9 protein-coding genes are annotated in these 16,629 nt (G+C 64.5%); 3 read left to right on the plus strand and 6 right to left on the minus strand.

The window, feature by feature from the left end:
* Window positions 1-5 precede the first annotated feature (5 nt).
* From CR152_RS20540 to CR152_RS20550, 3 genes are read right to left on the minus strand one after another with little or no spacing between them, the layout of a single operon-like run.
* The gene (locus CR152_RS20540) at window positions 6-821 is read right to left on the minus strand and encodes a CheR family methyltransferase (protein ID WP_099877855.1); all 816 of its coding nucleotides are present in this window, start codon (window positions 819-821) and stop codon (window positions 6-8) included.
* Between the two features lie 23 nt (window positions 822-844).
* A complete protein-coding gene (locus CR152_RS20545; RefSeq protein WP_099877858.1) occupies window positions 845-5,746 on the minus strand; it encodes a hybrid sensor histidine kinase/response regulator in 4,902 nt (1,633 codons plus the stop codon).
* Window positions 5,743-7,638: a putative bifunctional diguanylate cyclase/phosphodiesterase gene (locus tag CR152_RS20550; protein WP_229413482.1), complete on the minus strand. Its 1,896-nt coding sequence runs from the start codon at window positions 7,636-7,638 to the stop codon at window positions 5,743-5,745. The genes CR152_RS20545 and CR152_RS20550 overlap by 4 nt, the downstream gene beginning before the upstream one ends.
* A gap of 474 nt (window positions 7,639-8,112) precedes the next feature.
* Between CR152_RS20550 and CR152_RS20555 the strand changes: the two genes are divergently transcribed.
* Complete coding sequence (locus tag CR152_RS20555; protein ID WP_099882584.1) at window positions 8,113-8,829, plus strand: helix-turn-helix transcriptional regulator; 717 nt, start codon at window positions 8,113-8,115, stop codon at window positions 8,827-8,829.
* On the opposite strand, the gene CR152_RS33135 is transcribed toward CR152_RS20555, so the two are convergent.
* Entirely contained in the window at window positions 8,804-9,094 is a 291-nt protein-coding gene (locus CR152_RS33135) for a helix-turn-helix domain-containing protein (protein ID WP_157778627.1), read from the minus strand. The two genes, CR152_RS20555 and CR152_RS33135, sit on opposite strands and share 26 nt — an antisense overlap.
* A 142-nt stretch (window positions 9,095-9,236) precedes the next feature.
* On the opposite strand from CR152_RS33135, the gene CR152_RS20565 reads away from it, so the two are divergent.
* Entirely contained in the window at window positions 9,237-9,824 is a 588-nt protein-coding gene (locus CR152_RS20565) for an acyl-homoserine-lactone synthase (protein WP_099877861.1), read from the plus strand.
* Between the two features lie 15 nt (window positions 9,825-9,839).
* Here the strand turns inward: CR152_RS20565 and CR152_RS20570 are convergent, their stop codons facing one another.
* A complete protein-coding gene (locus CR152_RS20570; protein WP_157778628.1) occupies window positions 9,840-10,862 on the minus strand; it encodes a hypothetical protein in 1,023 nt (340 codons plus the stop codon).
* 406 nt (window positions 10,863-11,268) lie between these two features.
* Complete coding sequence (locus tag CR152_RS20575; RefSeq protein WP_099877866.1) at window positions 11,269-13,344, minus strand: prolyl oligopeptidase family serine peptidase; 2,076 nt, start codon at window positions 13,342-13,344, stop codon at window positions 11,269-11,271.
* A gap of 210 nt (window positions 13,345-13,554) precedes the next feature.
* On the opposite strand from CR152_RS20575, the gene CR152_RS20580 reads away from it, so the two are divergent.
* Window positions 13,555-16,599, plus strand: a complete 3,045-nt coding sequence (locus CR152_RS20580; RefSeq protein WP_229413483.1) for a CHASE domain-containing hybrid sensor histidine kinase/response regulator family protein — start codon at window positions 13,555-13,557, stop codon at window positions 16,597-16,599.
* The last annotated feature ends 30 nt before the right edge of the window (window positions 16,600-16,629 follow it).

Here is a 16,629-nt window from a genome sequence, read left to right on the forward strand (position 1 = left end):
ACGCGCTACGCGACGCGCTTGTACCACGGCTGGTGCGCAAGCACCGGCCGGTAGCTCGACGCCAGCGTGTCGCCGGGCGCCAGCTCACGGTCGATCCCCAGCACCCCGAACAGCGCCAGGCTGTCGTGGAACAGGCGCAGGGTGCGCTGGCGCAGCACGGGGCCAAAATCGGCCAGCGCGCGCCGGCATAAAATCAGCTGGAACTCGTTGAACGACGCATCCGTCACCAGATTGTACTGTGCCCACGTGATGCGGCTGCGCAGCGCCGGCAGCAGCACCGCGCGCTTGCCGCGCACCTCGAAATAATCGGCCAGGTTGGCCGTCCCGCCGCTTTTCAGGTAGTTCTCCTGATACTGCTCCATGCGCTCCATCGGGATGCTGGCCTCGCGCGCTTCGGCCAGCAATTCCTCGTTGGCGACGGTGGCGAAAATCTCGGTCCGATGATCCATCTGCTGCTCGGCCAATAAAATCGCCAGCGACCACGCCTCCTCCGCATGCGCGCACTCGGCCAGCCACACTTTCGGCAGCGCCGACGCGCGCAGGCAGGCGCCAAGCACCTCGCGCGTCTGGCGCACCTGTTCCGGATCGTCGAACAGGTGCGCCGGCTGCACGCTCAGCGCGCGCAGCAGCGCCGCCGCGGCAGCCCCATCGTGCAGCACGCGGTCCTGCAGCAGCGACACCGTGGCCAGATCGCGCTCTTCCATCAACGCCAGCAGCCGGCGCTTCAGGCCCGGACGGTCGTAGGCGCGGAAGTCGAAGCCATAGCGCTGGAAAACGCCCTCCAGCAGCAGGTCGACTTCCAGCTCCTCGGTTGCCGGCATGCCGGCCTGCCTGATTGGGCCGTTCAATGCAGCCACACCCGCATCAGCGACAGCAGCTGGGCCACATCGACCGGCTTGGTGATGTAGTCCGACGCACCGGCGGCGATACACTTGTCGCGGTCGCCCTTCATCGCCTTGGCGGTCAGGGTGATGATCGGCAGCGACTTGAACTTCGGTATGCGGCGGATGGCGCGCATGGTGTCGTAGCCGTCCATCTCCGGCATCATGATGTCCATCAGGACGATCTCGATGGTCGGGTCTTTTTCCAGCACCTCGATGCCGTCGCGGCCGTTTTCGGCGAACGACACCTGCATCTGCTGGCGCTCCAGCAGCGACGACAGGGCGAAGATGTTGCGCAGGTCATCGTCGACGATCAGTACCTTGCGTCCGGACAGGCCGCCATCGGCCGCGTGGATCTCTTCCAGCATGCGGCGCTGCAGTTCCGGCAGCGAGGCGTGCGAGCGGTGCAGGAACAGGGCCGTTTCGTCGAGCAGCCGTTCGGGCGAACGCGCATCCTTGATGACGATGGTCTTGGCATAGCGTTTCAGCTTGGTCACTTCCTTGCGGCTCAATTCCTTGGCGGTGTAGATCACGATCGGCAGGTCGCGCAGGGAAGGGTCCTTGCCGATCACGTCGAGCAGGTCGAAGCCGCTGATGTCGGGCAGGGTCAGGTCCAGCACCATGCAGTCGAAGTGCGAGCCGCGCAGCGCCTCCAGCGCGGCCGCGCCGGTTTCCACGGCGACGATGCGCAGGTCGGCGTCGCCGATCAGCGAGACGATCGAGTCGCGCTGCATCTTTTCGTCATCGACCACCAGCAGGCTGCGTTTGCCGCCCAGCAGGAACTTCTGGATGCGCGTGAATTCTTCCTGCAGCGCTTCGCGTTCGACCGGCTTGCTGATGTACGAAATGGCGCCCTGGCGCAGCGCCCGTTCGCGCTCGCGCAGGCTGGACATCACGTGCACAGGAATATGGCGCGTGCTCGGATCGCGTTTCAGGCGGTCCAGCACCGTGAAGCCATCGATGTCGGGCAGGTCGAGGTCGAGCATGATCGCCGAGGGCAGGTAATCGCGCGCCAGCGACAGCGCCGAATCGCCCTGGTGCGTGACGATCGCCTTGAAGTTCTTCTCGCGCGCAAACTCCATGACGTCCTTGGCGAAGCGCTCGTCGTCTTCGATGATCAGTACCGACGGGTCGCCCGGGGCGATCAGGCCGCGGTCGTCCAGCACCGACGCGTATTCGACCAGCTGCGCTTGCGACGCGGCCGGATCGGCGTGCATGGTGCTGCTGTCGTACGGCGTGACCGTGCTGGCATACACCACGGTCGATGGGGGCGGCGCCAGGCGCGCAGGCTGCGGCTGGCGCGCCTGGTCGTAGTTGATGAAGCCGGCCCGGTTGTAAGGCAGGAACAGGGTAAAGGTGGAACCGGCGTTGACCACCGATTCGACCCGGATTTCGCCGCCCAGCAGGCGCGCCAGTTCGCGCGAAATCGACAGGCCAAGGCCGGTGCCGCCGTACTTGCGGGCGGTGGAGCCGTCGGCCTGCTGGAACGCTTCGAAAATGAGCTGCAGCTTGTCGGCCGCGATACCCACGCCGGTGTCGCGCACCGAGAACGCCAGCACCGCATCGGCATGCACCAGGTTCGGATGGTCGCTGGTCCAGCCGCTCGTCACCAGCGAGATTTCGAGGGCGACTTCGCCATGGCTGGTGAACTTGAAGGCGTTCGACAGCAGGTTTTTGAGCACCTGCTGCAAGCGCGTGGTGTCGGTCATCACGGCGGTCGGCAGGGCGTCCGCCAGCAGCACCGTGAAGCCCAGGTGCTTCGCTTCGGCCATGTGGCGGAAGGTGCGGTCGACGTAGTTGCGCAGGTTCGAGAAGCGGTATTCCGACACATCGAGTGTCACGGTTCCGGATTCGATCTTGGACAGGTCGAGAATGTCATTAATCAGAGTCAGCAAGTCCGATCCGGAACCGTGGATCGTCTTTGCGAACTCTACTTGCTTTCCCGAGAGGTTGCCCTCAGGGTTATCCGACAGCTGCTGCGCCAGAATGAGCAGGGAGTTGAGCGGGGTGCGCAGCTCGTGCGACATATTCGCGAGGAACTCGGATTTGTACTTGGACGACAGCGCCAGCTGGGTCGCTTTTTCTTCCAGTGCCAGCTTGGCCTGTTCCACCTCGCGGTTTTTGCGTTCCACCTCGATGTTCTGTTCGGACAGCAGGCGCGCCTTTTCGGCCAGTTCCTGGTTGGTTTGCTGCAGTTCCTGCGCCAGCGACTGGGACTGGGTCAGCAGCGATTCGGTACGGCTGTTCGCTTCGATCGTGTTGAGCACCACCCCGATCGATTCCATCAGCTGGTCGAGGAAGGAGAGGTGGGTTTCGGTGAAGCGGTCGAGCGAGGCGATTTCGATCACGGCCTTGACCTGCTGCTCGAACAGGATCGGCAGCACCACGATATTGGTCGGCGGCGCCGCGCCCAGGCCCGACGAGACCACGATGTAATCGCGCGGCACGTCGGTCAGCCAGATGCGGCTTTTCTCCAGCGCGCACTGGCCGACCAGCCCTTCGCCCGGCAGGAAGGAGGTGGCCAGCTTGCGGCTGGAACGGTAGCCGTAGCTGGCGATCATGCGCAGGCGCGCGTCGAGCTCCTGCGAATCCATCATGTAGAACACGCCGTGGTGGGCCGATACCAGCGGCGCCAGTTCGGACAGGATCAGTTTTGTCACCGCCTGCAAATCGCGCTGGCCTTGCAGCAGGCGCGTAAAGCGCGCCAGGTTGGTCTTGAGCCAATCCTGCTGCGCGTTTTTCTGCGTGGTTTCTTTCAGGTTGCGGATCATCTCGTTGATGTTGTCCTTCAGGTAGGACACCTCGCCGCGCGCTTCCACCTGAATGGAACGCGACAAGTCGCCGCGCGTCACGGCGGTCGCCACCTCGGCAATCGCGCGCACCTGGTTGGTGAGGTTTGCCGCCAGCTGGTTGACGTTCTCGGTCAAATCCTTCCACGTACCGGCCACGCCGGACACATTGGCCTGGCCGCCCAGCTTGCCTTCGGTTCCCACTTCGCGCGCCACGCGCGTCACTTCCGATGCGAACGAGGACAATTGATCCACCATCACGTTGATGGTGTCTTTCAGTTCCAGGATCTCGCCCTTGACGTCCACCGTGATCTTCTTGGACAGGTCGCCGCGCGCCACGGCGGTGGTCACCGCCGCGATGTTACGCACCTGGCCCGTCAGGTTCGACGCCATGAAGTTCACGTTGTCGGTCAAGTCCTTCCAGGTGCCTCCCACGCCCGGCACGTACGCCTGGCCGCCCAGCTTACCTTCGGTACCCACCTCGCGCGCCACGCGCGTGACTTCCGATGCGAAGGAAGACAATTGGTCCACCATCACGTTAATCGTGTTTTTCAGCTCCAGGATTTCGCCCTTCACGTCCACCGTGATCTTCTTGGACAGGTCGCCGTTGGCCACCGCGGTAGTCACGTCGGCGATGTTGCGCACCTGGCCGGTGAGGTTACCCGCCATCGAGTTCACGCCGTCGGTCAAGTCTTTCCACGTTCCCGCCACGCCGGGCACGTTGGCCTGGCCGCCCAGCTTGCCTTCGGTACCCACCTCGCGCGCCACGCGCGTCACTTCCGACGCGAAGGAGTTCAACTGGTCGACCATCACGTTGATGGTGTTTTTCAGTTCCAGGATCTCGCCCTTGACGTCCACCGTGATCTTCTTGGACAAGTCCCCGTTCGCCACCGCGGTCGTCACGTCGGCGATGTTACGCACCTGGCCGGTGAGGTTGCCCGCCATCGAGTTGACCGAATCGGTCAAGTCCTTCCAGGTGCCGGCCACGCCTTTCACCTGCGCCTGGCCGCCCAGCTTTCCTTCGGTACCCACTTCGCGCGCCACGCGCGTCACTTCCGAGGCGAAGGAGGACAACTGGTCCACCATCACGTTAATCGTGTTTTTGAGTTCGAGAATCTCGCCCTTCACGTCCACCGTGATCTTCTTGGACAAGTCGCCGTTCGCCACCGCGGTCGTCACCGCCGCGATGTTCCTCACCTGGCCGGTCAGATTGGACGCCATGAAGTTCACGTTATCGGTCAAGTCCTTCCAGGTGCCGCCCACCCCCGGCACGTAGGCCTGGCCGCCCAGTTTTCCTTCGGTACCCACCTCGCGCGCCACGCGTGTCACTTCCGACGCGAAGGAGCGCAGCTGGTCCACCATGACGTTGATGGTGTCCTTCAGTTGCAAAATCTCGCCGCGCACGTCCACCGTGATTTTCTTGGACAAGTCGCCGTTGGCCACCGCGGTGGTCACCTCGGCGATGTTGCGCACCTGCGAGGTGAGGTTACCCGCCATCGAGTTGACCGAGTCGGTCAAGTCCTTCCAGGTGCCGGCCACGCCTTTCACCTGCGCCTGGCCGCCGAGCTTACCCTCGGTGCCCACTTCGCGCGCCACGCGCGTGACTTCCGACGAAAACGAGGACAGCTGCTCGACCATGGTGTTGGCGGTGGTGGCCGCGCGCAGGTACTGGCCCTTGAGCGGATGGCCGTCCACTTCCAGCGCCATGGTCTGCGACAGGTCGCCCTTGGCCACCGCGCCGATGACGCGCGCCATTTCGGTGGTCGGGCGCACCAGGTCGTCGATCAGGGTGTTGACGGAGCTGATGATGGTGGCCCAGCCGCCCACCACGTTGGGGACCGAGGCGCGCTGGGTCAGGCGGCCTTCACGGCCCACCACGCGCGAGACGTCGGTTACCGCCTGCACCATCTTTTCCTTGGTCTCGATGATCTCGTTCAAGGTGTCGGCGATCTTGCCCGACATGCCGCTCCAGTCGGATGGCATGCGCGCCGTGAAGTCGCCCTTCTTGAGCGCCATCAGGGTCGATAGCAGGAGCTTGATGTCCAGTTCCTCGGCCAGGTCGGTCATGTTGTTCATCGGCTTAGTCCTCGTTTTTTGGGAGTTGAAGGAGAGGCCCGATTCGGATTCGGGCTCGTTGTCTGGTCGTTCTTGGATTGGTCCCGCAGCAGCGCCAGCATGGCCGGCGCGTGCAGGGGAGGGCTCAGCAGTTCGCCCTGGAATTCGTCGCAGCCGAGCGATTGCAGGACGGCCAGCTGTTCTTCGGTGTGCACGCCCTGTGCCAGCACGCGCAGGCCGAGCGCGCGGCCCAGGTGGACGATGGCGGCGGCCATGTCGGTGCCGCCGTCGATGCCGATGGCGCGCACAAAGGCGCGGTCGATTTTCATGGCGTCGAGCGGCAGTTCGCGCAGCATGGCCAGGGCCGCGCCGGCGCTGCCGAAGTCGTCGACCGTCAGGCGCACGCCGGCCGCTTTCAACTGGCGCAGCACGGCGACGTTGTCGCGCGTGTTGAGCAGCAGGTGCTCGGGAATTTCCAGCTCCAGCCAGCCCGGCGGCAGCTTGCAGGTGCGCAGGTGCGCCAGCACGCGCGCGGCCAGTTCGGGATGGATTTGCAGCAGTGCCAGGTCGACCGCCATCACCACCTCCGGCGCCGGCTGCGCGCGCCAGGCGGCGGCCTGGCTGCAGGCGGCGCCCAGCATCCATTCGCACACCTGTTCGAGCAGCAGGCGGTCGGCCACGTCGGGCAGGAAGCTTGACGCGGCAATCAGCCCGTGGCGCGGATGGCGCCAGTACAGCAGCGCTTCGACCGCGCACACGGCGCCGTCGGCCACGGCGGCGCGCGGCTGGAACAGCAGCTCGAACTCCTTGCGTTCGAGCGCCGCGTGCAGCTCGGCCACCCACTGGGCGCGTTCGCGCTCGCGCGTGTTGAGCTCTTCGCGGAAAAATTCGATGCTGCCGCGCCGGTGCTGCTTGGCGTGGTACATGGCCGTGTCGGCGTTTTTCATCAGCTGCGCCGCGCTGTTGGCATCCTGCGGATACAGGCCGATGCCGATGCTGGTCGAGGTGGCGATGCGCTGGCCGTTGATGTCGAACGGGCGGCTGTGCGCCTGCTCGATCTTGCGCGCCACCCGGGCCGCATTGGCGGGCGCGCCGCGGCCTTCGAGCAGCACCACGAATTCGTCGCCGCCCAGGCGCGCCACCACGTCCGACACGCGCACCGCCGCCAGCAGGCGCGCCGCCACCTGGCGCAGCAATTCGTCGCCCACCTCGTGGCCGAGCGAATCGTTGATCTGCTTGAAGCGGTCCAGGTCGAGGAACAGCAGGGCGAATTCGCCCTGGTGGCGGTCGGCCGCGGCCACCGCATGTTCGAGTTGGGCGATCAGCGAGCGGCGGTTGACCAGGTTGGTCAGCGGGTCGCGGATCGACAGCGCCTGCGCGCGCTCTTCGGCCACCTTGCGCTCGGCCACTTCCTGTTCCAGGGCGCGGTTGATGCGTTCGAGGTCCTGCACGCGCTGCACGCGCAGGTCCTGGTTGAGCAGCGACAGTTCGCGCGTCTTGGCCTGCAGTTCGAGGTTCTTGCGGGTCAGGTCGACGAATACCGCCACCTTGGTTTGCAGTACCTGCGGGATCACCGGCGTAAACAGATAGTCGGCCGCGCCCTTGCTGTAGGCTTCCAGCCGATGGCGCTCGTCGCCGTAATGGGCGGTGATGAAAATGATCGGCACCGCGCTGGTGCGCGGGTGCGAATGGATGGCCTCCGCAGTCTCGAACCCATCCATGCCGGGCATGTTGGCGTCGAGCAAGATCACCGCAAAATCGTGGGTCAGCACCATGCGCAGCGCATCATGGCCGGACGTGGCGGTGAGCAGTTCGTAATGCTGCGCGCGCGCCGCCCCGGTCAGCAGGCTTTCGAGCGCGAGCAGGCTGGCTGCATCATCGTTGACGAGTAAAACTTTCGGAATGATCTGCACGGTGCGGTGGGTCTGGTTGGGAATGGCTGCCGATCATATTGTTTACTACGGAACAGCAACTGTATACCAGTGCGCCCGCCAGTCAAGCACCGGCGCCGCGCGCGGCCCAGGGCGAGAAAAACGTGCAGCTTACCCGTTTTGCATGGCCCCGTAACAGAAAGTGGCCAGAGACTACCCGAGAATAAATTTCCATGACGCACAATTCATTGTGCTCAGGGCCCATGTTGCGATTGCGCTACGGGTTTTGCTGCACCGCGCAAGTCAACCCGACGTAACTATTAGTTTCATTTCTGAAGGGAATTGTCCGTACAACTTGTCCAACATAAGCGTGCGGAAAAGCCTAAAATACTAACAAATAGTTACTTTTCCAGGACTTTTAATTTACGCGAGCATCCCTGCTAGTGTCAGTACGGGATATTTGTGTAAAATAGGCAACTAAAGGGAGTGACGGCAATGGTGAAAATGGGACAACTGATGACGCTGTTAAAAAGCGACCAGGAGAATGGCTGGAGTTCCGCCCTGTTTTCGCTGGCCCACGACCAGGGATTCGACCAGGTACTGTATGGCGCGGTCGGCTCCAAGCATGTGAAGCTGGAGACGGCTTTCCTGCACAGCAATTACGCGCCCGCATGGCGCAGCCGCTACGACGCCGACAAGCTCCACTACGTCGACCCGACGGTCGCCCATTGCATGACCAGCTCGCTTCCCATCGTGTGGGAACCGGATACCTTCCACGCCCCCGGCCAGCGCGAGATGTACGAGGAAGCCTGCGGCTACGGCATCCGTTCCGGCATCACCTTCCCCATCCACGGGCCGAGCGGGGAGTTCGGCGTGGTCAGTTTCGCCTCCGATGCGCCGCCCAACGGCGAGTTCGACAGCACCATCAGCCAACTGATGCCGTCGCTATCGCTGATCCGCGACTATGCCTTCGAGTCCTCGCTCAAATTCGTCGCGCCCAAGCCGGGCGCCGAACCGATTCCCCGCCTGACCAAGCGCGAACTCGAAGTGCTCAACTGGGTCATGGTTGGCAAATCGTCGTGGGAAATCTCCAAGATCGTGCTCTGCTCCGAGGCGACCGTGAATTTTCACATCGGTAACATCCGCGTGAAATTCAATGTCAACACCCGGCAGCAGGCACTGGTCAAGGCCATCAGCCTGGGTATCATCAGCCCGGAAGATCCCCATCGCTGAGCTTGCCCTTGACATACAGCTTGACCAAAATCGCCACCGGCGCCGGGATGCCCAGGCCGGTTTCAAAGCGGCTGCCGCTGGACTGGGTGACGCCGAAGCGTCCCCAGAACTTTTCCTGGCTCTCGCGCTTGCTGATCCTGAAGCGTTTTAATTCGCTGTGGGGCGTGCTGGCCGTGCTGCCTGCCTGTTGGACGCCGCTATCGTGATCGACCTCACCGCGCTGTTCTGCCACGGCCGTCGTCTGGTAATTGAAATCCTGAGCCATACCGTTTCCTCGCAAACAAAAGGGCAGTATTCCATTCACTGTGCTTACGGGCCACCTAGCAACTCTACTAGTTATGTTAATGACTTTTTTGCATGATTCTTCATGCAAGTTGCATAACTTTTTATAAAGCGAGGTACCTAAGATGGCTCTGCATATTCGAATCGCCGCACGGCGCGAATTTAAATCGCGTGACCTGTGGGAGATGCATACACTGCGCGCCAAGGTCTTCAAAGACCGGCTCGGCTGGGAAGTGCCGATCATGAGCGGCATGGAGATCGATGGCTACGATGCCCTCGAACCGCTCTACATGATGATCCGTGAACCGGGGGGAGGGGCCCTGCGCGGCTGCTGGCGCCTCTTGCCGACCGAAGGCCCGTACATGCTCAAGGATTCATTTGCGCAGCTCCTGCACGGCCAGGATGCCCCTCAGAACGCACGCATTTGGGAATTGTCGCGTTTCGCCATTGAAACTGACGGCAACCAGAATTTCGGTTTTTCCGACATTACGATGGAATCGATCGGCGAAATCATCAGCCACGGCCATCACGCCGGGCTGGACCAGTACGTGACCGTCACCACCACCGCCATCGAGCGCCTGCTGCGCCGTGCCGGGGTGCTTACCACGCGCTTCGGCGACCCGGTGCAGATCGGGGTCGAGCGCGCCGTGGCCCTGTATATCGACATCGCCGGCACCTACGAAGCGATGTTCGAGTCGCGCCTGGCCTCCTGAGCGGCGAGCGCCGGCTCAGTCGGCCGGGGCCTGGGGAAAGGTGGCGATGCGCGCCGCCAGGGTGCGCCAGGCGGGCAGGGCGGCTTGCAGCTGGGCATGGGCCTGGCCGCTGACGCCGGGGCCGGCCAGCAGCACGTTTTTCAGTTCATCGAGCTCCGCGCGCAGGGCCCGCGTGCCGGCCGCCACGGTGCGGATGCCGGCGCCGATCCGGTCCATGCCGCTCAGATAGGCGGACAGGGTCGGCAGCAAGCCCTGCAGATAGGTCGCCTCGGCCATCATGGCGCTTTGCCCGTTCCGGATATGGTCGAGCTGGCGCGTCACGCTGTCGAGCGCGCCGTTGTGCCGGCCGATATCGTTGCGCGCTTCCTCGGCCTCCGGCCCGAGCAGCCAGTGGCTGTGGCGGCGCGCGCGCGCCTCCGCCAGTTTTCCCTGCAATGTATTGACCTGCTGCGCCAGGATGAAGGCGTGCACATGGTCGGCCTGCAGGCGCTGGGTGACCAGCACCGTATCCGTTTCCAGGTCGGCCGAGGCGCGTGCCATTTGCGCCAGGTAACTGCCGACATCCTGGTCGATTGTGTCCAGCGCCTGGCTGGGAGCGGCCAGGCGCCGCACCAGGCCGTCGATCAGGCGGACCGCGCCCGCGCCGCCGTCCGAGGGGCGGCCGTGGAACATGTTCAGCAGCGCCGCGGACAGCGGCGCGGCGTCCTGCGCCAGCAAGCTCTCGCCCAGGTAGCGCAGGCCGTCGAGCGCGGCGTGCAGGCCCGGCCGGCTGCGCGTGGCCCAGGCGGCGGCCAGGGTTTTGACCATGAACAGGTAATGGGTGACCATCGGCCGCACGGCGCCGGCGCGTTCGGGCAGTTGGGCGATGCGCTGCGAGAGGCTGTCGATGTCGGCGGACAGTTCAAGGATGATGCCCGCGCCGAGGCCGATGCCGGGACTCCAGAACCTGCCGCCGCCGATGATACGCGGGGTGCTCTCTCGCAACACTGCCGGCTGGGCGGGGGAAACCTGGGGGGGTAGTGAGACGAGGTGTTCCATGGTGATGTTTCCAGTCATGGTTCGGGTTGATCGGCAGGTAGATGAGTTCGTTTGACGAACTATTACAATCCGGACGACCGGAGCGGGGTAGCTGGCAGAAATAGCAGGTCGGGGAACGGGGAAATGGGGGCGGAAAGGGCGTGGCGCGGCGCCGGGAATGGCGACGGGAGGGGAACTATATTAAGAAAGTTTGCGCTAATCGATATTCGAAGCGAGTGTGTTTGGTGTGAATGAGACAGAACCCGTTGGTACCCGCCCTCCGTGGTGTCGACCACCTATCCGATGTTCCCGTCACCTACCCGTCGTTCCGGCCACCTACCCGTCGTTCCCGCCACCTACCCGTCGTTCCCGCCTTCGCGGGAACGACGGTGGTGGTGAAACGGGAACGCCGGTCGGAGGCTTGCCCTTAACGCAATTGCTCCAGCAAAAACGTATAGGTCAGCGCCCACATCTGCGCCTGCTGGTCGTTATTGGCCGCGCCGGCGTGTCCCCCCTCCAGGTTTTCCCAGTACAGCACGTCATGTCCCTGCGCTTCCATCAGGGCCACCATCTTGCGTGCGTGCCCCGGGTGCACCCGGTCATCCCGGGTCGAGGTAGTCAGCAGCACGCGCGGATAGCGCTTGTCGCTAAATACATTGTGATACGGCGAGTAGCGCCGGATATACTCCCACTCGCCGGCCACCTCCGGGTCGCCGTACTCGCCCATCCACGAGGCCCCGGCCAGCAGCTTGTGATAGCGCCGCATGTCCAGCAGCGGCACCTGGCACACGACCGCGTTGAACAAATCCGGCCGCTGCGTCATCGCCGCCCCCACCAGCAAGCCCCCATTGCTGCCGCCCATGATGCCCAAATGCGCCGGACTGCTGACCTTGCGCTCAATTAAATCTTGCGCAACGGCGATAAAATCATCGAACGCGCGCTGGCGCTGGTCCTTGAGCGCCGCCTGGTGCCAGCGCGGCCCGAATTCGCCGCCGCCGCGGATATTGGCCAGCACGTACACGCCGCCGCGCGCCAGCCACGCTTCCCCGGTCACGCCGCTGTAAAACGGCTTCATCGAAATCTCGAAGCCGCCGTATCCGTACAGCACGGTCGGATTCCTGCCATCCATGCGCGTCTTGCGGTCCATGACCACAAAGTAGGGCACGCGCGTGCCATCTTTCGACACCGCTTCGAACTGCCTGACGATATACGGCTTGGCCGAGAAAAAGACCGGCATCGCCTTGAGCTCCTGGCGCCGGTCGCTGCCCACCTGGCAAAGATACAGGCTGGTCGGCGTCAAAAAATCGCTCACGGTCAGGAAATACTGGTCCGACCCCGCCGGATCGAGCGCGCTCACCTCGAGCGCGCCGAATTCCGGCGCCGTCACCTCGCGCCGCTGCCACTGGCCGCGCACATGGCGCAGTTCGACGATGCGGTTTTTCACCTTGTCCAGTTCCGTGAGCAGCAGGGCGCTGGCCGTCATGGCCACGCCGTCGAGCGAACTGGTGGCGCTCGGGGTGAACAACACGGCGAACTCGCGCTCCCCCTGCATGAAACGGGCAAAATCGGCCGCCACCAGCGCTCCTTGCGGATACGTGCGCCCGCCCACTTGCCAGTCGGAACGCAGTTCGATGACGAGCTGGTCGCGCACCGTGTAGGCATTGGCGTCGTCCGGCTTATCGATGCGCGCGAGCGCCGCGCCGCTGCGCAGAAACAGCTCGCTGCTGTAAAAACCGATCTGGCGCTCCACGAACTCGTGCTCGAAGCCGGGCGTGAACACCTTGTACGCCGACACGCTCAGGTCATCGGCGCGCGCCTCGAACAGCGTGCTGGCCTCGGCCAGGGGCGTGCCGCGCCGCCACTCCTTGACGATGCGTGGATAGCCCGACGCCGTCATGCTGCCGGGGCCGAAGTCGGTGGCCACCGCCAACCGATCGGCATCGAGCCAGCGCACGCTGCATTTCGCTTCGGGCAGGGCGAAGCCATCGGCCACGAAGGTCAGGGCGTCGAGGTCGAATTCGCGCACCACATGGGCGTCGCCGCCGCCGCGCGAGAGGAACACCAGGCAGCGCGCGCCGGCCGGGCGCAGGAAGGAGGCGCCGGCCCAGACCCAGTTCTCCTGCTCGGCGTGGGCCAGCAGGTCGAGGTCGAGCACCGTATGCCAGTCGGGTGCTTCGGCGCGGTAATCGGCCAGGGTGGTGCGCCGCCACAAGCCGCGCACATGGGTGGCGTCGCGCCAGAAGTTGTAAACATGGCCAGCATGCTCGCTGATCCAGGGAATGCGCGCCTTGTCGTTGAGGATGGTCCCGAGCCGCTCGCGCAGGGCGGCAAAATCCGCCTTGCCTTCGAGCTCGCGCTCGCACACGGCGTTGCGCGCGCGTACCCAGTCCAGCGCGGCGGCCGAGGTGACTTCTTCCAGCCACAGATGCGGATCGTCCGCGCCGTCAGCCGCGTGCGCCGGTTTCACCGTTTCCGATATGCTTTCGCCAATCAAATGTCGCATTCCTGCTCCTGTTTCCTGTACTGCTTTCGCGGCCGCACTATGGCGCCGGCGCGACAGTAAAATTTATCAATTGCATGTTCTCTTGCTGCAAAGTACCCTTGAGGGGGTGAGTCGGTCGGCGGGTCCGCGCGCGCCTTCCATTTCATTAATAGTATGCTGCCTGCACGGTGGTTTCCAAGTGCGGCCGAGCGAAAATAACGGGGTTGGACGATGACGCAAGCGATCAAGCGCACCATGGCAGGCACCGTCGGCGGCCGTTCCGGAGCGCGCCTGGCATGGTGGGCTGCGGGGCTGTCGTTGTCGGCGCTGGTGGCGTCCTTGCTGCACATGGGCGCGACCAGGACGGTCGACAGCGATGCGCGCCAGCGCTTCGACGCCTTTGCGCGCGGCGCGCAATCGAGCCTGTCGACCCGCATCAAGTCCTATTCCGACCTCGCGCGCGGCATGTCGGCCCTGTTCCAGAGCGCCGAGGCGCCCAGCCGCCTGCAGTTTCACCGCTACGTGCAGGCGCTCGGCATGGGCACGCATTACCCGGCCATCGAAGGGGTCAGCTTCGCGCGCTACGTCACGGCGGCCGAGCGCGAGGACTTCATCGCCTCGGTGCGCGCCGACCGCAGCGTGGACGCGGGCGGCTATCCCGACTTCAGCATCCGTCCCGAGGGCGAGCGCGCCGGCTACACGGTGCTCACGTATATCGAACCGCAGGCGGCGCGCGCCGGCAGCCGCATGGGCCTCGACATCGGCGCCAGTGCGACCGCCCTGGCGCACCTGGACGAGGCGCGCGACAGCGGCAGGATCAGCGCCTCCGGCATGCCGATCATCGTCAACGAACCGCGTCCGCACGTGGCGCTGGGCATGCGCATGCCGGTGTACCGCAGCGGCGCGCTGCTCTACACCGCGCAGGCGCGCCGCGCCGCCTACATCGGCAGCGTGGGGATCGGCTTTTCGGTGCCGGCGCTGGTCGGCAGCGCACTCGAGGAAATGCCGCAGCGCCGTCTCAGGCTGGCCCTGTATTCCGACGGCGGCCCCGATCCCGAGCAGCGCACCCTGGCCCTGGGCAAGCTCGACCGGCTGCTGTACAACGATCACGACCCGGTGGCCGCCGGCGGCCATGACCCCGATACCTATTTCGACACCGTGCTGCCGGTCGACTACAACGGCAATCTGTGGAAGGCGCATTTCCGGGTCGCCCGCGCGGACCTGTACAGTGCATTCGACGTGCTGCTGCCGCCGATCACGTTCGGCGCCGGCTTTTTGGTCACGCTGCTGGCCTACGCCTACTTCTATACCCTGTACCGCTCGCGCCGCGCCGCCATCGAACAGCGCGTGCTGCTCGATTCGGTCCTGAACAGCATCGACGCGCACGTGTACATGAAGGACAGCGAGCGCCGCTACATCTACATCAACGCGCGCACCGCCGAAGCGATGGGCCAGCCGGCCGAAGCGATCATCGGCAAGCTCGATCGCGAAGTGATGACGCCCGAGATGGCCGATTTTTACTGGAACCAGGACAGCAAGATCTTCACCGACGGCGCGCGCCACGCCAGCCAGGTTGAATTCACCGAGCCCGATGGCACCGTGCGCCAGCTGTGGACCGTCAAGGTGCCGGTGCTGCTCGACGGCGAGGTGAGCGCCGTGATCGGCCTGTCGACCGACGTGACCGAACTGCACCAGCTCAAGGCGCAGGCCGACGCCGCGAATCAGGCCAAGAGCAACTTCCTGTCCAATATGAGCCACGAGATCCGCACGCCGATGAACAGCATCATCGGCATGTCGCACCTGGCGCTCAAGACGGTGGCCAATCCGAAGCAGCGCGACTACCTCGAAAAAATCTATCATTCGAGCCAGCACCTGCTCGGCATCATCAACGACATCCTCGATTTTTCCAAGATCGAAGCGGGCAAGCTCGAACTCGAAGTGCTCGATTTCGGCCTGCGCGCGCTGATGCAGAACATCGCCAACCAGCTTGGCGACGCGGCCGCCAACAAACACCTCCATCTCGACTTCGAGATCGACCCGCATCTGGCGCTGCAGTTGCGCGGCGACCCGCTGCGGCTGGAGCAGGTGCTGCTCAACTTCACCTCGAACGCAATCAAGTTCTCGGAAAACGGCAGCATCCGCGTGCGCGCGCTGGCGGCCGAGGAAGGCGAGAACGACTTCGTGGTGCGCTTCGAGGTCATCGACGCCGGGATCGGCATGAACGAGGCCGAAATCGCCGACCTGTTCAAGTCCTTCCACCAGGCCGACCCGTCGACCACGCGCAAATACGGCGGCACCGGCCTGGGTCTGGTGATCAGCAAGCAGCTTGCGGAACTGATGGGCGGCACGGTCGGCGTCGACAGCACCCCGGGCCAGGGCAGCACCTTCTGGTTCACGGCGCGCCTGGGCAAGGCCCTCAACTTCCTGCCGGGCGACCGCAGCGCCGTCGATCCGGCGGTGCTCGAGCAGCTGCGCGGCGCCTACATCCTTCTGGTGGAAGACAATATCTTCAGCCAGCAGGTGGGGCAGGAACTGCTCGAAGAAGCCCAGGCCACGGTGGTGGTGGCCAACAACGGCAAGGAAGCGATCGACCTGATGCTCAAGGAGCGCTTCGACTGCGTGCTGATGGACGTGCAGATGCCGGTGATGGACGGTTTCGAAGCGACCCGCATGATCCGCTCCGACCCGCGTCTGCGCGACGCGCTGGTGATCGCCATGACCGCCAACGCCGGCAAGGACGACCAGGCGCGCTGCCTGGAAGCGGGCATGAACGAATTTGTCACCAAGCCGATTGCGCCCAAGCTGCTGTTCGAGGTGATCGCCAGGTGGCTGGCCACGCGGCCGGCGCGCAACGGACGGCGGCGCGTGGCGGCGGTGGCCGACCAGGCCCCGACCCGCATGTCGGCCGCGCCGGTGGCTTCGAGCGACGCCGGCATGCTCGATATGACGGCGCTGTCGCTGACCTTCGGCGCCAATCCGGTCAAGATGCGCAAGTACGCATTCATGTTCCTCGACTCGGCGCGCGACGGCCTGGCCGACGTGAGCGAAGCGCTCGACCGCGCCGACCTCGATCGCATGGCCGACCTGGGGCACCGCATCAAGGCATCGGCCAAGGCCGTGGGCGCGATGCGTTTCGCCGACCTGTGCCAGGACCTGGAACGCCTGCGCGAGGGTGCCACGGTGGACCAGGCGCGCACGCTGGTGGCCAGCATGTACACGCTGCTCGACCAGTTGAACGAGCACATCGCGCAGGAACTGACCGAATCCGCTAGCTGAGAGCGCTTGTCGATAATGCATGCTTGCAGT

Source organism: Massilia violaceinigra (assembly GCF_002752675.1).
Lineage (GTDB): Bacteria > Pseudomonadota > Gammaproteobacteria > Burkholderiales > Burkholderiaceae_D > Telluria_A > Telluria_A violaceinigra.